The following is an 18473-nucleotide window of genomic DNA, read 5'->3' as shown; positions in this document are numbered from 1 at the left end:
TGACTCTAAGAAACCTAAAAGGTTTTGGATAGGTGACGTTATGGACGAGCGCCTGACGTACCTGGATGCAAAACATGGCACGGAATTCGAATATTTCACTTATTTCGTTTATTTCGAATAAATTTGCAGGAGAAACTCATGAATATGGAAGCATTAGAGCAGTTACGGCGGCCATCAAAATCCGATCAGAAGACCGCAATGGAGTCCTATCCTGCTCTGGTATCTGTGATCGGACAGATCAATACCGACGAGGCAGAGATAGAAATCGAAGAAACCAAGGATAAAATAAAAATTCCCTTAAGCGCGCTCAGGCTATTAGGAGACGTATTGAAAGCAATGAGCCAGGGCAAGCCTATATCGATCGTTCCCGTTGCCACCGAAGTCACTACCCAGAAAGCAGCGGAAATACTTGGCTGCTCGAGGCCTCACTTAGTGAAATTATTAGAGGAAGGAAAAATAGCGTTTACCAAAGTCGGTAAACATAGGAGGATCAGGTTCGAAGATGTCATTAGCTACAAGCGCAAATTGAAAGAAACGCAAAAGCAACATATTATCGACATCATGAACTTCGACGAGGAAAACGGCTTGTATGATTCATAGTGTCCGGTTTACTGCAGTATTAGATACAAACGTAATCTACCCGGTCATTTGTCGAGACCTCCTTTTCTGGTTTGCACACTACGATTTGTATACTCCGAAGTGGAGTAAGCACATTTTTGGCGAGTGGAAAGAAGTCATGGTGCGAAAAGGGATTCCGGAAGACGAAGCTCTTAAAAGAGTTTCAGTAGCGAACGCAGCGTTTCCGGATGCCCTGGTTGAAAACTATGAAGGCCTGATCAAGCATCTGGATTTGCCCGATGCAAAGGATCGTCATGTACTTGCAGCAGCAATTAAGACGAATGCAAATCTTATCGTTACCAATAACATCAAAGACTTCCCGGAAGCGTATCTCCATTCCTTCGGCCTGAACGTCAAAACAGCCGACGATTTCCTGACGGATATTATTGACTTAAATGAAGACCAGGCAATAAAGGCCTTCAGAGAAATGGTCGTCAACAAAAGAAATCCGCAAATGGATGAATTGGCGATCCTGGACCAATTAAGAAAGGTCGAACTGACCGATACTGCGAACTATTTGCACGCCCTCATCTGATCGCACTCAGCGACCAAAACTTTTGCGCCATGGTTGGGCTGAATGTAAGAAACTGCCGTGCGTTTGAAGGCGATAGCGCCCATCACCCGCGGTACCGGGCTTACGCCTTTCCGGTACCGTTCGGGTCGAAGTCCACCATCCACTCAATGCCATACTTGTCGCGGAACATACCGAAGTACGTTCCCCAGGGGCTGTCACCGATCGGCATCTCCACCTGTCCGCCCGCGGAGAGCGCGCTGAACAACCGGTCGGCCTCGTCTTTACTTTCCGCGGTGATCACGATCTTGCTCCGGTGCTCATTTTCGTTGGTCGTTCCTAAAATTTCCGGAACATCATTGCCCATCAGCATGCTGCCGGTACCGGTCGGCAAAGCGATATGCATGATCTTGTGCTCCTCGTGTTCGGCCACCGGGAACCCGGAGCTTGCCAGGTCCTTGAACCGGATCACTTTTGTGAACGCGCCGCCGAATACCGACTGGTAAAAAGTGAATGCTTCTTCTGCGTTCCCGTTGAAATTGATGTGCGGATTGATCAGTGCCATAGTGGATGCGTTGATGTTTGTGCCCCAAACCTACGGCAACCGTACACAACAACGCAGGTGAGATTGCGCCAAAAAGAAGGTGGATCCCGGCAATGCTGCCGCCCGGCGGGTCATAAGCTGCCCGTACAAGTACCGGGAAGTGGCAGCGCTCAACGGGAACTGATCGTGTGCGCCTTTAAAAGCAGGATGCAGTCGTGCCGTCGCCTCGCCTGCCGTGCTTGCACGGCCCGATGAGCGGTGATCAAATAACGCAACCAGCCATTACGTTTCAGGGGCGCCCCTGCATCCTGTGCTGCAGGTCCGGTGTAGCAAGAGGCCTCAGCACGCACGCAGCCGCTCAGCAACCGCCCGGCCGGGGAATGCGTTTGAACAACATTTTTCCCTCCCGTTCCACATAGTCGGCCGATACGATCGGGTAGGCATACTTGGGCGCGTGTGATACGTTACGGCTTCGGACGATGATCCTGTCGTTCACCCTCAGGCTTTGTAACTGCTTCATTTGCTCCGGCGCTGCCGGGAACGTCAGTATATAATCGGCACCGTCGATACGGACCATCACGCCAAACCCTAATCGGGCGCCCAGCGGCAGCGCAAGGTCCGTGATCACGGCCTCCATGTCGGAATAGCCACTCAGCTGCTTTCGTATCCTGGCTTCGGCGGCATACACCTTCCTGCCTGCGGGCGAGGATTCCCATGCCGTGAACTTCATTCCATCGGGAGTAGCCTCCCATTGCTTCAACGCGGCGGCTCTTTCAGCAGCAGTGGGCGGCTTGGGGGCCGGCTGTTCGGTGGCTTCCCTTCTGACGTCGCGATTGGCATACACGAGGCCTCCTGCCACCACCAGCGGCACGATCAGCGCATAAATAGCTTTGTTCATATTATTGGGGGTTTGATGATCGTCGTTCGATGGCTGCCGTAAGATGGGATCCTTGAAAGCGCAGCTGCGTGCGCGATTCGGCGTCGCTGCACTAAAAGTAGGCTGCTTTGTGCCCGCCTGCCGTAAATGGATCGTAAATAAGCGTGTAAACAGTGTAAAAAATCGGCAACCCGGTCCGTTTCGGCAGCAACTCCCTGTACCAAAGCCGGAAGCACGGGAGCGGATGATGGGTACCCTTGTCCAAACCCGCAAGCTGCCTGGTGATCCCTGTTACCGGAAACAATGACCGCGCCGCTGCCGGCAGGAAAGCGCAACTGCGTCCGACCGTAACCGCGGTCCCGATGGTCACTTCGCTACGGGCTGCTGGTACTCCGAATAGGCGATGAATCTCGTTCCATCAAACAGGTAGAGCCCGGTTGCCCTCGTGCCCACCCAGATATGTCCGCGGGTATCTTCCAAAAGTGACCAGATCCAGGGATTGGCCAGCCCGTCTTTTGTGCCGAAACGGGTGAACGTTTTCCCATCGTAGCGGGCAAGTCCCTGGGCGCCGCCAAACCAAAGGTTTCCCTTTTTGTCTTCGAGGATACAGGTCACCTCGTTCGGCAGGCCCGCCTCCCTCGTAAAGCCGGTCACCGATTTACCGTCGTACCGGTAGGCCCCGCCCCAACTGCTGAACCAGATATTCCCGGCCCTGTCCTGCACCTGGGGCCAGCCCCAATTGTGCGGTTTGGGCGTTGGCCCGTCCTGGAACAAGGTATCCAACCGGAGTTGGGTTACCGTTTTTCCATCGTACCGGTACGCCCCTTCGTTGGTGCGTCCGCCAAACCAGATGTTGCCCGCTTTGTCTTCCAGCAGTCGCTCGGCTTTATCGTTAGTACCCAGATAGCCGTTTGGGGCCTCCCGGATCGGGAAGTGGGTGAAGGATTGGCCGTCGGATACAAAAACCCCGTCAATCGTAGCGAACCAGAGCTTCCCGCTTTTTGCCTGCAGCATACTGTGGATCAAGTGCGCATTCTGCTTGTTGGGATTCGTGTTGGGCGGCAGGTCTTTAGGTAAGGGAATCCGGACCGGGTCGAATGCGTTCCCGCCCGGCGTGGTGGAAGCTGCCGGCTTGTACAGACAGAGCCCCGCTTCGGTACCGACCCAGATCCTGCCCTCGTTGTCTTCCATCAGTGCATAAACGCTATTGCTGTTCAGCCCGTCGGCCATTAAAAACTGCCGGAACGATTTCCCGTCGTACCGGTACAGGCCATTCCCGGTGGTGCCGAACCAGAGATTGCCGGCTTTATCTTCCAGGCTGCATTGAACATTGCCATACCCCGGGTTACCGATGGTTTTTATCAGTTTCGGGTGTTTGTCCGGCAAGCCGTTCTTAGCGGGCTCCTGGCAGGCAGTACCCAAAAGCAGGATCGCGAGAATGGTAAGCAGGTGCCTTGCTGCGCTATATTGTTTCATGGTTCAACTTCTTAGTGACGGTTATCCGGTGGCGGGTTGGGGCGCCGTGATCACGGCAACCTCGCTCCACCAAACGTACGCGCCCGGAAACACAATGCCGGTAAATGCGCCGTAAAAAGGTTGTAAAAGAATGTAAACGCTTGCCGGTATTGACTTTCCCACGACCAGCCGAAAGCAGCGGCCCTGCGCCGGCGCAGGTTAGCGCATCAATTTGCGGCGTTCGCCGGCCGCGGTCATTTCCGCCGCCGGTGCTCGATATAATTTACGATCTGCCGCTGGCTCCCGATCAGCAGGAGCCCGATAAGGATTTTGGCTGCAGACAGCACCGAATACGAGATACTTGGATCCGTTTGCCCAAACGTCATCCGCCGTTCCTGGAAGTAGGAAAACAGCTGCCGGCAGAGTTCCGGGATCCCGTCCACCACGATGAGGCCGCCGATCACGATCACACAAATGCTCAGTACCGTCGACCGGTGTATCGACCAGGTGATACTTTGTTCCGTGAACCCCTCGTCCAGTCTGAGCTTGTCGATAACGCGGTCGGTCCGGAAGATCAGGCAATAAGCAACGAGGCAATAAACAAAGAGTACCAGCAAGGTGGTTGCCAGGGTCCATAAGCCTTCGGCCCCGCTATTCGCACCGAAAAGAAAAAGGCCCACCGAGAGCAGGTGCGGAAGCGTCGCCAGGATATCCTTGATGAAGAAAACCCCGAGCACCTTTAGGATGATCTGAAAAATTACCCTTATCGTCATGTTTTGGTTTTATCTACGCCGTACTGCGTACCGTTTAAAGATAAGCCAACCGTCCGTGTGTACCGGGCAGGCACCGCTCGGCGTCCCTGGCTCATGATGCCACTTCTGTTGCTTCATCGGGGAATGCGATATCGAACCCGGCCGAATGCGCCTTCAGCGCGCACCGTATTTCTTCGGGCGTCCTGTCGAGCCCGGAGACATCGAACCGGAGCTCCCTGCCCGATGCGCGCAGCCCGATGATCAGCCGGGTGCCTCCATATCTTCCCGTTGCGCTTTGGAAGGCAAGGGAGCTCACCTGCTCCCAGTCGATCCGCTTGTACTTCGATGTCCAGATCCCGGTCGGTTCAACCACCAGCTTCTCCCGTTTATCGAGCATCTGGTAACAGAAATAACCCAGAACCAGGAGCAGGAACCCGATGAAGACAATCAGTCCCGGGTTTTCCCTGAAGCCAGCCGATTCGCCGGCCGGGTCTTTCAGAAAGGCGTATGTGAGTCCCACGATAGGAATAGCGCTGATCACTACGGGCAGACTGTACTGCAGTCGGTCGTTCCGCGCACTGAAAACCGGGTTCGGGCTTGCCAAGGGTTCCATTTTTGAAGGACAGCGGTAGGGCGTAGCAACACCTTGTGCCCGCGGCCCCCGTAAATGTACAATGCTTCACTACAGATCTGGGCCCCTGCCGGAACGCGCAAAAAAAATCCGCAGCGAACTGCGGATTTCTTTTAAGTAACAAATCGATTATTGCGTAACCGTCTCGCGGGCGTGCTGGTTCTGCTTTACGAAGTAGATCTTCTTGCCGTTGATGGTCTGCTGCGTGTAGGCCACCGAGGTGATCTGGAACCCGATCTGATCCTGCGTATAGGCTACCTCCTTCATCTCGGCCGAGGTGAAGGTAACGGAGCTGGCGCCGTTGGCCACGGCCTTGTGCTTCTCGCCGTTATTGCCGATGATAGAGAACACGACGCCGGCCACGTTGTTGATCGGCGTAAAGTTCAGGGTGAAGCTGTTGTTGATGTTGATGCTGGCCGGCAGCGTGAACTGGCCGCCGGAGGCGAAGGCCGTATTGTCGGTGTGCGTGAAGCCCGGTACGCCGGCGGCCGCATCGCCCTGCACGGTCCAGGTGGCGGTGTTGTTGGGGAACAGCTGATCGAACCCGGCGTAGCCGTAGTAGTTGATGCCGCCGAAGTTCATGAGGTCGTAACCGTTCACTTTCACTTCACCGGCAGGCTTGAACGCCGTTTGCGAGCCGAACCAGGCATAGGCGGTATACATTTCGTCGACGCTCGTGCCGTTGTGGCCCTCGTGCAGGTGCATCTTGATGGCATACACGGCGCCGTCGGCGTCGCTGGCCACCCGGAGGTTGCCATTGGCGTCTACCGTGGGGGTGTTGTTATCGGTGTCGTCGGATTTTTTCTTACAGCTGGCGAGTACGAGCAAGGCAAGACCCAGGAGCGGGAGGAGCTTTGTGATTTTCATGATGCAGTTAGTTGATTGAGTTGAGGGTTCAAATATATAAAAATCCTCAATAATCCAAACCGCGTGGCGCCGGCTTTTCCATAAGCGGCAGGCAGGGCATCATCCGTAGAACTACGCGGGCCGGCCGGGCGCGGGTGGTTTGCTCCCTGCCAGCAGGCGCCCACCGGCCGCCCCCTAGCGGTCGATGAGCCTCCGGTGGTAATTGACCTGGCCCAGGTGATAGGCGAGGTGGGTGGCCAGGTGTACCAGCAGGAAGCCGGCAGAGGTCTTTTTGTCGAACACGAGCTCCGGGTACTCCCTTTCGAGGGCCGCCTCGTCCAGGCCATCGAGCGTATTGGTTACGACCTGCCGCGTGGCATCGATCCGGTTCAGCAGATCCGCGCGCGGCACCTCCCTTGCCGCAAACTCAAGCGCCCGGTCGCGGACATAGCCCGTGCCACCGAGCTCCCTGCCGATATAGGTGTTCAGATTTCCCAGCAGGTGCAGGCACAGGTTGCCGGCCGAATTCGTGACCACCCCCTCCACCTTCCAGAGGTTCGCCTCCTGTGTATAGGCGGCGATCTCGCTGCGCAGCCGGCCGAGGTCCCTTGCAAACAGCGTCTTCAACGTGTCGATCATGCTTCTTGTTTCCATATCCCATAATCCCGCCTACCTGCTCATAACCCACCTCACCAGCATATTGCCCCATCAGCACATTACCCCATTACCCCATTCGCAATATCTTCTCCATCTTCCTTCCCTTTGCCAGCTCGTCTACCAGCTTGTCGAGGTAGCGTACCTGCCGGGTGAGCGGATGGTCAATCTCCTCGATGCGGTAGCCGCAGATGGTCCCGGTGATGAGGCGCGCAGCCGGGTTCAGGGAAGCCTGCCCGAAGAAGGCCGCGAAGGTGGCTTTCTCGTCGATGAGGCGCTGCACGCGCGCTTCGTCGAACCCCGTGAGCCATTCGATCACCTGGTGGAGCTCGGCCTTCGTGCGGCCCTTCTTCTCCACCTTCGTAACATAGTGCGGGTATACGGAGGCGAAGGTCATGCTGGCGATGCGCTCGTTGTGACTATCGGTGGTGTTCATATTGATCCGGCTTGGGGGCCTAAGATAAGTGCTGCCGGGTATTCTCAGGCCGGGCCGGAGCGGTTGCGGCATCAACCCGATGGTCGCTTTACTAGCGCAAGTAACGACCGGGTCGGCACTCCTGCCCTACCTTTAGGCCCATGCAGCACCCGCGTCATGCCCAACTCATTGCCCATACCAAAAAGTGGATCACTGACGTGGTGGTCGGCTGCAACTTCTGTCCCTTTGCGCTCCGCGAGGTGAAGCGCGACAGCATCCGCTTTGAAATAGCCGGCGGCACCCGCGCGGCCGTGCTCGACGCCCTCACAGCCGCCTTCACGCGCCTGGATGGAGATGCGGAAATTGAAACGCTGTTTCTCCTCGTGCCCGACGGATTCACCCGCTTTCCCGAATACCTGAAGCTGCTCGACGCCGCGAACCTTCGCCTGCAGAAAGGAGGCTATGAAGGCACCTACCAGCTCGCGTCGTTTCATCCCGGCTATGTCTTCGCCGGCAGTCGCCCCGACGATCCCGCAAACTACACGAACCGCGCGCCCTATCCCATGCTGCAGGTGCTGCGCGAAGAAAGCGTGACGCGCGCGGTCGATGCCTATCCCGGTACCGAAAAGATCCCCGAGCGCAACATTGCCTTTGCCCGCGAAAAGGGACTGGAATACATGCAGCGGCTGTGGATGGGGTGCAGAGAAAGTCTGTAGTTTGAAGTTGCGCGTGCAGCCTTTGCGGTGTATCCTATTAATGGCCTGACGCTACCAGTGCGGCTGTGCCGATCCTGGCTGCCTTGTCCTTCAGCCATTGCGGAGAGCCCTCTGTGGGCATATTGATCTTCACGGTATATCCATCAGGATCCTCGAGTTGCACCGAGGTCATCCCCAAATGGGAAGGCCGGGGGCCCGAAAAAGGCCGTCCTTGCCGCTTCAGCTCGTCCATCACCCCTTCCAGGTCCCGGGTCAGAAAACTGATGATGACACGGGGAGCGGAAAGATGGGTAGATAGATTAAAATCCAACCCATCGACGTTGGGCCGCACCACCTTAAGCTGGTCTTGATCCACGGCCAAGGGAAGCCCCAACGATTTATGGTAAAACTCCTTGCTGGCATCGGGATTGCCGGAACCCAATTCGATCTCATGAAGTACGAGCAGCATAAAGGTCATTTTTATCTAACCTGAAAGATAGCCATCACTTTCTACTTTACCGGAACGAGCAAAGATCCGGCTGCCACTTGAACCAGCGGATAAAAGGAAAGGCCGGTGCTTACGCACCGGCTCTCCTTGTATACTTACGGTAAACATCTGGCTTACCTCACCGACCGAAGCGCTACGCGACCCTCTTTCAGGCCTTTGCCTGTTACGCGCAGCTCGATGCTCCCCGCTTCCTTCTTCGACTGCACCAGCACCACCAGCTTGCCGCTGAAGGTCTTCATCGTGGGCAGGTGAAAGAGCTCCAGCGAAGTGGCGTCGCCGTTGCAGGCCGCGCGGTAGGTGCCGGCGCCGCTGACGTCGAACCGTAGTTGTTCTGTTGCCGTCGGGCAGAAGTTGCCCTGGCGGTCCACTACCGATACGGTCACATACGACAGGTCGCTGCCGTCGGCCTGCAGGGTGTCGCGGTCGGGCTCCAGCACGATCCGGTACGGCTTGCCGGCGGTCACCATCGTCTTCTCGGCGGCGGGCTTCCCGTCGGTGCCAAAGGCCACCACCTTCACGGTGCCGGGGGCGTACTTTACGTCCATCCACATAAGGCGGTAGCGGTGCTGCGCCGACGAATCGGTGCGCTTGCGTTGCACGCCCATGCTCCTGCCGTTCACAAAGAGCTCGGCGGAGTCATAAGACGTATACACGAATACCGGCGTCGTTTGCCCCTCGCGGCCGGCCCAGTTCCAGTGCGGCAGCAGGTGCAGCGTCGGGCTCGTCGTATTCCAGCGGCTGCGGTACAGGTAGAAGCGGTCTTTCGGGATCCCGGCCAGGTCGGCAAGCCCGAAGTAGGAGCTGCGCGACGGCCATTTATCATCGTAAGGCGTTGGCTCGCCGAGGTAGTCGAAGCCGGTCCACACAAACTCACCGATCACCCAGGGCTTGTCGTCCTGCAAAATGAAATCGTCCTCCGGGAGGTTCGACCAGCTGCAATACTCAAGGTCATAAGACGAGCATTGGTAGTCGGGGTACTGCTTCTCGATCGCTTTCACCACGGGAAACTTGTAGATGCCGCGCGAGCTCACCGTGGACGCCGTTTCAGACCCGAGGAGCAGCCCTTGCGGGAAGGCCTTGTAGGCTTCCTCATAAAGATGCACGCGATAGTTCATACCGGGGATGTCGAGCAGTGCGCCGAAGCCCGATTGCATGGTGGCCTTTACCTGGTCCATGCCTACGGTTACCGGGCGCGTCGGGTCTTCGCGGTGGAAGAGGTCCTGCAGCCACTTGGCGCGCTTGGCGCCCTCGGCCCCCCATTGGTCGGGCACCTCGTTGCCGGAGCTCCACATCACGATGCTAGGGTGGTTGCGCGTGGCGCGCACCAGGTTCACGATGTCCTTTTCCGCATCGGTATGGAAGAAGCGGGCATAGCCATTCTTCACCTTCGGCATCGCCCACTCGTCGAAGCTTTCTGCGAGGAACATAAAGCCCATCTCGTCGGCAAGCTCGAGCTGCTCGCGCGAAGGCATGTTGTGTGAGGAGCGGATGGCATCGCAGCCCAGGTCCTTGAGGATGCGCAGCTGCCGGCGGAGGGCGGCCGTGTTGATAGCGGCGCCGAGCGGGCCGAGGTCGTGGTGGAGGCACACGCCCTTGAACTTGCGTGTGACTCCGTTAAGCTGGAAGCCGGTGGCGGGTGTGTAGCTGATCGACCGGATGCCGAAGCGGGTCCGGGTCGAGTCGCGCAGCTGGCCATCGGCGTAGAGACGTGAAATGGCGGTATAGAGGTGGGGCGTTTCAGGGCTCCAGCGCATCGGCCGGTATACATGGATATCCTGGCTGACCTCACCCTGGAAAAAATTATCGCTTTTGTATTCGGCCAGGGTCGTGCCGGCCGGGTCTAGGATCTCGGTTTCAAGCCGGAGATTTTTGCCCGACGCCTTCGTCCGGATATTGATCTTAGCCCCATCTGCGTTCACGACCGGCGTCGTGATGTATTGGCCCCACTCGGCGATGCTCTCCGCATTTTTGATAATGAGGTGCACCTTCCGGTAGAGCCCTGCTCCGGGATACCAGCGCGACGACTCGCCTACGTTGCGCAGGTGCACGGCAAGCAAATGGCTGCCGCCCGCGGCAACGTGCTCCGTAATGTCGATGTGAAAGTAGTTGTACCCGTAGTTCCACTGCCCCACCAGCTTGCCGTTGAGGTACACGCGCGGCTCGCTCATGGCGCCCTCGAAGAAGAGCAGCGCCCGCTGGCCGGGCTGCAGCGCGGGAACGCTCAGGCTGCGGCGATACCAGCCTTCGCCGATATAAGGCAGCGCCCCGGTGCGGCCCGTCTTCTCGGTGGCCACCTTCTCGTTGTTCTGCGTGATGGCCACCACCTGCTTGTCGATCTCCTTGTCGAAGGGCCCGCGGATGGCCCAGTCGTGCGGCACCGACACCGTTTCCCAGCCACCGTCGTTGAAGCCCGGCGCGGCGGCGCCCTCGTGGGCCCCGCGGCTGAACTTCCAGCCCTCCGATAGCTCGGTAACGGTGCGCGGCTGGGCAACGGCGAACTGCGCAAAAAAGACGGTAAGGGCTAGCACGAAAAACCGGTAACGCATAGCGATGTGTTTGGAAGGCGAAAGATAGGGAGTTGCCGGTAGCGGGCTATCCTGTGCAAGGGGGCAGGAATGTGGGGAATACTGCATCAGCCTTGCCCGGGCAGCCGGTCAATAAAACGTGTAGGTGTATTGCTCCCTCGACTTGAAACCACCCATCATGCTGTGCGTCGATTCCTTAAACAGCAACAGCCCGCGCGCGTCGTAGCCGAAATCTTCCACCAGGATGATCTTTCCTTCCGACCGGGTGACCTGGCGGAGCAGGCGGCCTGACGCATCCGTTTCGTGCTCGAGCAAATAGTTCCAGTTACGCACTAACGTATCGCTCTCGTCGACACCGCTGTAGCGTGCAACACGCCCCTGGGCATCGTAGAAGCTGCTATCCTGGCGGTAGACCTCTCCATTGTCCCAATAGCGCGACACGAGTTCGAATTTCGGGTTGTAGGTGAACTCGCTCAGCTCCTGCAAGGTGCCGTTCGGAAAGCGGGTGATCTTCCGGCGCAGCTGTTGGTCACTCCCGTATTCATACGCGGAATGGAGCGTATCGGTAGTACTGATCGAGGTGGCGGCCACCGCTTTGCCGCTGCTGTCATACCGGTATACGATCGTCACCTGCGGATTCTTGCCCGTCTCATTATCCGTAAGCACCCACCGGGTGAGCCGCCCGGCACGGTCAAAGCTCGATACGATGGTCGATCTACTTCCCCCGCCCAGCAGGGTCGTGCGCGTCCGCACGCGGTTCGCACGGATGTCATCCGGCCGTTGGATATCGTCGTCCTGGCCGGTCGAGCGGAGCGTCAGGAGCAGGCAGAACAGGATCAGCAGGTTTCGGTTCATGGTGTGTCGGGTTATCGGGCAAGATGCTTCGGGAGCGTTGTGGGTTGCGCGTTCCATCAGGGCTTAAGGGCCTCGGTGAGCGCGCGGTTCAGATCGTTCCGGTGCAGCTGTTTCATCGGTAGCGCCACCGTCAGGCCATCCTGTATCCGGATCTTCCGGCTGGCAAAGTACACCGAATCGCGCTGCACCGCCACACCGGTAATGACGGCCTCCTGCCCGATCGGCAGCTTTGTATAAGCCCCTTCCTTCCGGGTAAAGGACCAGCGCCCGGCGCTATCGATAAATGCAGACAGCCGCACGTTCAGCGCCGGGATCACGAGCGAATAGTCAATGTAGTCGAGCGCTGTGCCCGGACTGCTGGTGACGTAGATCGATGCCTTGCCGGCGGCAGGATCGTCGTAGAACCGGTCGCAGTTGATCCAGCCCATCTGCGAGGTGGCAAAAACCGTAGACCCGTACACCTGCTCCATCCGTTCGCGGTTGCCCGCGGCGTCGCGCTCCTGCTGCAGGGCGCGGAGGATGGCCTCCCGCCGGAAGTGATAGCTGAGGAGTTCGTTGCACTCCGCTACCGGAACGCCTTTCGCGCGCAACCGGTCGAAGGCGTCGGCGGCAGCGAGGTCCACCCCGCGCGGATCGAGGCGTGGGAGTTCCTTATCGGACACGGGAAAATCGCGCAGCGGCCGCATGAACTGCTCCTCGAGCGAATGCTTCCGGAAATCAAAGTAGTAATTGGTGTCGGTCCAGTTGGAGAACTGCTTGCGCTTGTGCCGGTTCACCTCTTCGCAAAAAGCCGCGATCCGCTCCTTGTTGGCGCGGAAGTAGGCCAGGTACATCGCTTTCGCGATCGAGTCGGAGGCACGGAAGGACCGCTCGGGGTGATCGTAATAGACCCGCCAGATATCGTAGTTATACTGATGCCCGCAGCCCGTCTCCAGACTGTAGTGATACGACCGGTTGGTGAAATAACTCATTTGCTCCATCATCCCCCATAAATGCCCGATGCGTTGCCGGAACTCGTCGGTGGCGATGACTGTCCCTTCGTACTGCGGTTGCGTTACGCTCACGATGTTGGTATCCAGGTAAAAATTTTGCTCGTTGGCGCCACCAACGCTGGAGATGCATTTCAGGAAGGTCTCGTTGCCTTCCGGGTACAGGAGATGCAGCGGAAGCGGCACCGCATAATCAAGCCGGGTCATGCTGCTGTCGACAGTCCAGTTCTTGCCGTCGCCGCGGAACATTTCGAAGCGCCCCGCTGCGCCCATTGTCGGCATCGATACGGTTAGCGTGCTGCCCGGCTTCAGCTGCAAAGGCTCTCCGGCGGCGCGGGCGTTGAGGTACACCATCCCATTGGAGCAGAGCAGGCGGCCATCGGAATGTGTAGCCAGGCCACCGGCCACGAACTCCGGCAGCGACAGTGTCTCCACCACCTCCACCTGCACCCCGGCCACCGCTTCACCGGCAGCATTCGTAAACACTTCCGCGGGCACCAGCACCTCGGTTCCGCGGGCCGCGCGGATGCGCACCGGCTTGCGGTTGTCGATGGAAAAGGTTTGTACGGCGGGCCGCAGCGATACGTATGCCGAATCCAGCGGCCCGTGCGGAAAGGGCGGTGGCACCGCGGGAGCAGTGGAATGCATCTGGGCGCAGCCTGCCAGTAATATTGCGGGAGTGAAGCAACGAAGAAGGAAATTATTCATAGTCAGTCGGGGCTGTGTGTTCGGCGCTGCGGGCTGCCCTGGCCTTGAATGGTTGTTCGGAGCGGCCGGCTTATGGCTATGCTGCACCCATGGCGATGGATCGGCCACCGCTGCCGGGTGCAGATACCGGATCAGAAAGAAAAGTACGATCAGTACGACACCTGGCGTCAGCACAAGGAGCAGGCGGCTCGGAAACAGGTTCGGTTGCATACTCTCGGAGATGCAGCACAAAGAAGGATTGCATACGGCAGTGCTTTTTGCTTACACGTACAGAACGCCCCGGAAGCCGCGGCCCGCGTAGTACGACTGTACGCCATTATGGTAAAAGAACACCTGCCCGTAGCGGTAATCGCCGAAGAGCGCACCCCCGAGCTTGCGCATGGCAGGCGGTGTGGCGATCCAGCTCGAGGTCTTCTGATCTACCGGGCCGAGGGCCTGCAGAAAACGGTACTGCTCCTCGTTCAACAGGGCGATGCCCATATCTTCGGCCATGCCCACCGCGCTGTGCGCCGGCTTGTGCTCCCTGCGGGCGGCCAGTGCGTCGCCGTCGTAGCAAACGCTGCGGCGGCCGGCCGGTGTTTCGGGAGCGCAGTCGAAGAAGATAAGGGCGCCCGTAGCCGGGTCGGCGCCCACCACGTCGGGCTCACCACCCGTGCGCTCCATCTCCTCCAGCACCTGTAGTTTTACGGGTGCAGCGTTGAGCCTTGCAACAACGCTGTTCCAGTCAATGCCGGGGTGGCGGTGCAGATGCTTTTCAAAACGGGCTTTCAGGATGCCGAGCAGCCCTTCGTGCGCCGGAGCGGTTGCCGCTTTCGATTTCTTTGTTGTAGTGGCCATATGCAAACGTGTCGTTGATTGGGATAAGCCCACACCATCCGGGTGCGTCCGGCGTCCGGCCTCGGGCCGGGCTGGCGGGTCGTCCAGGAACGGCAGCCAGGACTAAAATACGGCATTCGGTATTAGGACGCGCCGGCGCCGGACCGGCTGCGCGCGGCCTGCCGGCGCATGCGTCCCGGGCCATACCACAGCCAGAAGCCGGTAACGGTAAAAACCAGCAGGGCGATCCCCATCACGGTGGTATAGATCAGCTTGATGACGCTGCCGGTTCCGAAGTAGTGATCGAGGATGGAGCCGTCGTGGACCTTCTCGATAAAGTCGGAGCGCCGCTTCTCGATGTGCAGGAGGCGGCCCGTGGCCCCATCGAGCTGGATGCCCCAGAAGCCGTCGACGAACACGAATTTGACCATGCCCTTGTCTTGCCGGATGTCGATCCGGTCGAGCGCAGGCGAGCCGCCAGCCCTGATCGAGTCGCGGTAGATCCGAAGCGCATTGCGGTGCAGGCTGTCGATGGGCAGCCAGTCGGCCAGGTTCGTAGAAGTACCGGAATGCGACTTCGCCATGATGTAGCCACCGCTGTTCTTCTTCCACCCGAGCAGCAGGCCGGTAACCGAAACAACGAAAAAGAAGGCGAAGAGCAGCGCGCCCGTGGTGCGGTGCACCTTACGGGAGATGCGTAGAAGGCGGGCCTGTTGCTGACGGTTGTGGGGCTGCATGGGTCGTTGTTTTCGGGCAGGGCGCCGGGCAGGGAGCGGGCGTGCCGGGGCGCACCAAAGGTAAGCCATCGGCCAGAGGCCGCGCCACGTGGGCAAGGCAGGACGGCAACCCCGAAAAAAATAATTATGACGAATGTCCCGCCGGTTCGGAAATATTGCACTTACTTTGTAGTGCAAAGTGCTTTTTAATACTTCTATCCCATCATCAAACAGACCCCTATGAGTGCGGTTCTCTCCCTATCGCAGGTCCGGAAAAGCTACGGCCCGGTGCAGGCCCTGAAGGATGTTTCCTTCAGCGTGCCCGAAGGCAGCGTCTTCGGCATCCTCGGGCCCAACGGCTCGGGCAAGACCACCCTGCTGAGCATCATCCTCGACGTGCTGAAGGCCGACGGTGGCTCCTTCCTCTGGTTCGGACAGCCCGGCTCTCCCGAAGGCCGCCGCCGCATCGGTTCGCTGCTAGAGACGCCGAACTTCTACCACTACCTTTCCGCCGTCGACAACCTGCGCATCACCCAAAGCATCAGCGGGCGCGGTACCGGGACCGACATCGAAGCGGTGCTCCACCAGGTAAAGCTCCATGAGCGCCGCAAGAGCGCTTTCAAGACCTACAGCCTCGGCATGAAGCAGCGCCTCGCCATCGCCGCCGCCCTGCTGGGCAGCCCCCGGGTGCTGGTGCTCGACGAGCCCACCAACGGCCTCGACCCGGTGGGTATCGCAGAAATACGGGCACTCATCACCGAACTGAAGAATGCGGGGCATACCATCATCATGGCGAGCCACCTGCTCGACGAGGTGGAAAAGGTGTGTACCCATGTAGCCATCCTCAAGAAAGGCTCGCTCGTGGTCACCGGCGAGGTCAACGAGGTGATGCAGGATGAGGACGTGGTGGAGCTCGGCGCCGCGGATCTCAACGCGCTTGCAGCGGCCGTGCGCTCCTTCGGCAGCGGCCACCACATCGACCGCGCGGCGGGCACCGTGCAGTTCACGCTTCCCAAGCGCTCGGCGCAGCTCGACGCCATCAACAGCCACTGCTTCAGCCAGGGCATCGTACTCTCGCACCTGCTGCTGAAGAAGAAGCGCCTCGAGGCCCGCTTCTTCGAGCTCACCGGCGATGCCGAAGGCAGCGCCTCCTGAAACGACCGCAATACCTAATCCGATCAAAAAAGCTCCAAACAAGCGACCATGGGCAACCTCATAAGAACCGAGTGGCTGAAAATAAAAAAGTATCCCGCCTTCTGGTGGATGCTGGTCATCGTGGCACTCGCCTACCCGGGCATGAATTACGTGCTGTACACCAGCGGCTATAAAGACCAGCTCGAAGACCCGCAGATGGGACCGCTGCTGAAGATGCTCAACAACCCCTTCGCGTTCCCCGATGCCTGGCAGACCGTAGCCTTCATCTCGTCGGTGTTCGTGTTTCTGCCGTCGGTGCTCGTCATCATGTTCATCACCAACGAGTATACGTATAAAACGCACCGGCAGAACATCATAGATGGTTGGAGCCGCTCGCAGTTCATGACGAGCAAGGTCATCGACGTGGCCATCGTAAGCCTCGTCGTCACCCTCCTGTACACCGGCACCGCGCTGATGATCGGCACACTCAACACCGATGGCTCGGGCAAGTATTTCTACGAGGGCAGCCGCTACATCGGCCTCTTCTTCCTGCAGACGTTCTCGCAGCTTTCTTTCGCCCACCTTATCGCTTTCATTGTACGCAAGGCCTTCCTGGCGCTGGGCGCCTTCCTGTTCTATTATTTCCCGCTCGAGCCCTACCTGGTGGCGATGGCCAAGAAGCACGCAGGCGGCATCGGCGAATACCTGCCGCTGGAGATCTCCGACCGCCTCATCCCCTACCCGCGCTGGTTCGTGCGCAAGCAGGACGAGTGGGACGCGCTCGTCAGCCAGGCCAACATCCACATCCTGTACACGGTGCTGCTGACCGCGCTCATCTGGGCGATCTGCTACCGCATCAACAAAAAGCGCGACCTGTGATCCGTATTATTACCATCCTCTCGTTTGCACTCCTGCTGCTGCCGCTCCGGGGCGGTGCGCAGCCGCTACCCACCCGCATCAAGGTGCAGGCGATGGAGCTCGCCACGGCGGTGATGCAAAACGACTTTGCCGCCTTCGCGCGCCGCGCGCATCCCAACGTGATCGCCTTCGGCGGCGGCGCGGAGCGGGTGCGGACCAAGATGGATTCGGCCCACCAGAAGATGAAGCGGATGGGCGCGGGGTTCACACGGTACTCCATCGGCAGCCCGGCGCCCATCGTAACGCATGGAAAGGAGCTGCAGACGCTGGTACCGCAAAGCACCACGGTACGCACCCCGCTCGGCCTTATGACCGTGGAAAGCACGCTGGTGGCCATTTCGCGCAACGAAGGAAAAGACTGGATGTTCCTCGATACCGGCGTGTACGGCCCGCGCAGGCTGCAGGAGGTGCTACCGGACCTGAGCCCGCAGCTGGTGTTGCCGCCCCGAAAGAAGCCGAGGCTGGAGCCCTTCGACAAATAGATCAGCGCGCCCGCCCGTAGATCTACAAGGACACACTTCCGCGTCGACGGCCTGCCTCGCTTTATAGATCGGTGCGCTGCCGGCCCTACGCGGTTGATGCGCCTCAACCATACAATTCATCGTGTTCCGCCCGGATCCTGGCCACCGTTTTTTCCAGGTCCTGGTATTCCGCCTCGCTGATGGTACGGCCGGTCATGCCCGTGGCCACCTTTACCCAGATGCTGTAGCCGCGCTCAGTGCGGTCGTATACCTGGTAGTCGTGCGTGAGCCAGTAAAGGCAATGCTCCATGGTTTCTTTCGCCTTATCGCTGGTCTCGGCCGCAATGAGCGCCGGAAGCCGTTCGGCAAAGTGCGTCCGCTCCACCCGCTCGATCACGTCGGCGGCCTTCGCGCGCACGGTGGCGCTCTTGTCGGCCAGGCCGGCAGCGAGTACGGTGTCGAGCACGCGGTCGTTCGGATGGTGCAGCATGATGGTGACCAGGTTCAGGCGGACCTTTGCCGACGGATGCGCCACGAACCCGATCAGCCATTCCTGTACCGACGGTAATTCATGCGACAGTGCCGATACGAAGCGGCCGGTATAGTGACTGAATACATCCACGTGCGGCGCGCTGAGACCCCGTTCCCATACGGCCAGGTCGGCCTCGTCGACGGCGCGGCGCGTCTTTACCCGGAAGGCCGTGTCGATCAGCTCCGACAGCAGGGCCCGGTAAGGCTCGGTCTTTTTGTTGAGGCGGCTTAAGGTTGCGTGCTTCTCCGTAGCGGGGTCGGGGGCCAGCCCGAAGTCGTATACGTCGGTCATCGGCTAAAGATAGGGCGGGCCG

The 18473-nt window shown here is 59.0% G+C and carries 21 protein-coding genes; 6 read left to right on the top strand and 15 right to left on the bottom strand.

The features are described from left to right. The first annotated feature begins 144 nt into the window (after positions 1–144). The gene (locus ABD937_RS00715) at positions 145–600 is read left to right on the top strand and encodes a helix-turn-helix domain-containing protein (protein ID WP_345252661.1); all 456 of its coding nucleotides are present in this window, start codon (positions 145–147) and stop codon (positions 598–600) included. After that, entirely contained in the window at positions 590–1153 is a 564-nt protein-coding gene (locus tag ABD937_RS00710; protein WP_345252660.1) for a VapC50 family PIN domain-containing toxin, read from the top strand. The genes ABD937_RS00715 and ABD937_RS00710 overlap by 11 nt, the downstream gene beginning before the upstream one ends. A gap of 100 nt (positions 1154–1253) precedes the next feature. On the opposite strand, the gene ABD937_RS00705 is transcribed toward ABD937_RS00710, so the two are convergent. The 8 genes from ABD937_RS00705 to ABD937_RS00670 form a co-directional block, all read right to left on the bottom strand. Next, positions 1254–1694: a VOC family protein gene (locus tag ABD937_RS00705; protein WP_345252659.1), complete on the bottom strand. Its 441-nt coding sequence runs from the start codon at positions 1692–1694 to the stop codon at positions 1254–1256. Positions 1695–2031: 337 nt separating this feature from the next. Continuing rightward, positions 2032–2571 carry a hypothetical protein gene (locus tag ABD937_RS00700; RefSeq protein ID WP_345252658.1) on the bottom strand — a complete coding sequence of 180 codons (540 nt, stop codon included), beginning with the start codon at positions 2569–2571 and terminating at the stop codon, positions 2032–2034. 345 nt (positions 2572–2916) lie between these two features. After that, positions 2917–4026: a ligand-binding sensor domain-containing protein gene (locus ABD937_RS00695; protein WP_345252657.1), complete on the bottom strand. Its 1110-nt coding sequence runs from the start codon at positions 4024–4026 to the stop codon at positions 2917–2919. A 233-nt stretch (positions 4027–4259) separates the two neighbouring features. Continuing rightward, entirely contained in the window at positions 4260–4778 is a 519-nt protein-coding gene (locus tag ABD937_RS00690; RefSeq protein ID WP_345252656.1) for a hypothetical protein, read from the bottom strand. Positions 4779–4869: 91 nt separating this feature from the next. Next, the gene (locus ABD937_RS00685; protein WP_345252655.1) at positions 4870–5361 is read right to left on the bottom strand and encodes a hypothetical protein; all 492 of its coding nucleotides are present in this window, start codon (positions 5359–5361) and stop codon (positions 4870–4872) included. A gap of 156 nt (positions 5362–5517) precedes the next feature. Further along, the gene (locus ABD937_RS00680) at positions 5518–6255 is read right to left on the bottom strand and encodes a hypothetical protein (RefSeq protein ID WP_345252654.1); all 738 of its coding nucleotides are present in this window, start codon (positions 6253–6255) and stop codon (positions 5518–5520) included. Positions 6256–6429: 174 nt separating this feature from the next. Continuing rightward, the gene (locus ABD937_RS00675; RefSeq protein WP_345252653.1) at positions 6430–6873 is read right to left on the bottom strand and encodes a DinB family protein; all 444 of its coding nucleotides are present in this window, start codon (positions 6871–6873) and stop codon (positions 6430–6432) included. An 85-nt stretch (positions 6874–6958) separates the two neighbouring features. Next, a complete protein-coding gene (locus tag ABD937_RS00670) occupies positions 6959–7324 on the bottom strand; it encodes a DUF2200 domain-containing protein (RefSeq protein WP_345252652.1) in 366 nt (121 codons plus the stop codon). Between the two features lie 140 nt (positions 7325–7464). Between ABD937_RS00670 and ABD937_RS00665 the strand changes: the two genes are divergently transcribed. After that, the gene (locus ABD937_RS00665; RefSeq protein ID WP_345252651.1) at positions 7465–8019 is read left to right on the top strand and encodes a DUF1415 domain-containing protein; all 555 of its coding nucleotides are present in this window, start codon (positions 7465–7467) and stop codon (positions 8017–8019) included. A gap of 37 nt (positions 8020–8056) precedes the next feature. On the opposite strand, the gene ABD937_RS00660 is transcribed toward ABD937_RS00665, so the two are convergent. The 6 genes from ABD937_RS00660 to ABD937_RS00635 all read right to left on the bottom strand — a co-directional run bounded on the left by ABD937_RS00660 (position 8057) and on the right by ABD937_RS00635 (position 15136). Then, a complete protein-coding gene (locus ABD937_RS00660) occupies positions 8057–8467 on the bottom strand; it encodes a VOC family protein (protein WP_345252650.1) in 411 nt (136 codons plus the stop codon). A gap of 152 nt (positions 8468–8619) precedes the next feature. Beyond that, complete coding sequence (locus tag ABD937_RS00655; RefSeq protein WP_345252649.1) at positions 8620–11052, bottom strand: DUF4982 domain-containing protein; 2433 nt, start codon at positions 11050–11052, stop codon at positions 8620–8622. 108 nt (positions 11053–11160) lie between these two features. Then, on the bottom strand, positions 11161–11886 hold the full coding sequence (locus ABD937_RS00650; RefSeq protein ID WP_345252648.1) for a hypothetical protein: 726 nt from the start codon (positions 11884–11886) through the stop codon (positions 11161–11163). A gap of 56 nt (positions 11887–11942) precedes the next feature. Beyond that, the gene (locus ABD937_RS00645; RefSeq protein WP_345252647.1) at positions 11943–13583 is read right to left on the bottom strand and encodes a hypothetical protein; all 1641 of its coding nucleotides are present in this window, start codon (positions 13581–13583) and stop codon (positions 11943–11945) included. Between the two features lie 261 nt (positions 13584–13844). Further along, a complete protein-coding gene (locus ABD937_RS00640) occupies positions 13845–14420 on the bottom strand; it encodes a DUF4256 domain-containing protein (protein ID WP_345252646.1) in 576 nt (191 codons plus the stop codon). 122 nt (positions 14421–14542) lie between these two features. Beyond that, on the bottom strand, positions 14543–15136 hold the full coding sequence (locus ABD937_RS00635) for a PepSY domain-containing protein (RefSeq protein WP_345252645.1): 594 nt from the start codon (positions 15134–15136) through the stop codon (positions 14543–14545). Between the two features lie 219 nt (positions 15137–15355). Here ABD937_RS00635 and ABD937_RS00630 point away from each other — a divergent pair, with 219 nt between their 5' ends. From ABD937_RS00630 to ABD937_RS00620, 3 genes are read left to right on the top strand one after another with little or no spacing between them, the layout of a single operon-like run. After that, positions 15356–16270: an ABC transporter ATP-binding protein gene (locus ABD937_RS00630; RefSeq protein ID WP_345252644.1), complete on the top strand. Its 915-nt coding sequence runs from the start codon at positions 15356–15358 to the stop codon at positions 16268–16270. A 48-nt stretch (positions 16271–16318) separates the two neighbouring features. Then, positions 16319–17128 (top strand): ABC transporter permease, encoded by an 810-nt coding sequence (locus ABD937_RS00625; RefSeq protein ID WP_345252643.1) that lies wholly within the window; start codon positions 16319–16321, stop codon positions 17126–17128. Further along, positions 17125–17649, top strand: a complete 525-nt coding sequence (locus ABD937_RS00620; protein WP_345252642.1) for a hypothetical protein — start codon at positions 17125–17127, stop codon at positions 17647–17649. Before ABD937_RS00625 ends, ABD937_RS00620 begins: the two co-directional genes overlap by 4 nt. Before the next feature lie 103 nt (positions 17650–17752). Here the strand turns inward: ABD937_RS00620 and ABD937_RS00615 are convergent, their stop codons facing one another. Continuing rightward, the gene (locus ABD937_RS00615; RefSeq protein ID WP_345252641.1) at positions 17753–18451 is read right to left on the bottom strand and encodes a hypothetical protein; all 699 of its coding nucleotides are present in this window, start codon (positions 18449–18451) and stop codon (positions 17753–17755) included. Between the last annotated feature and the right edge of the window lie 22 nt (positions 18452–18473).

Source organism: Flaviaestuariibacter amylovorans (assembly GCF_039541815.1).
GTDB lineage: Bacteria > Bacteroidota > Bacteroidia > Chitinophagales > Chitinophagaceae > Flavisolibacter > Flavisolibacter amylovorans.
This window is presented reverse-complemented; position numbering and strand designations above follow the sequence as displayed.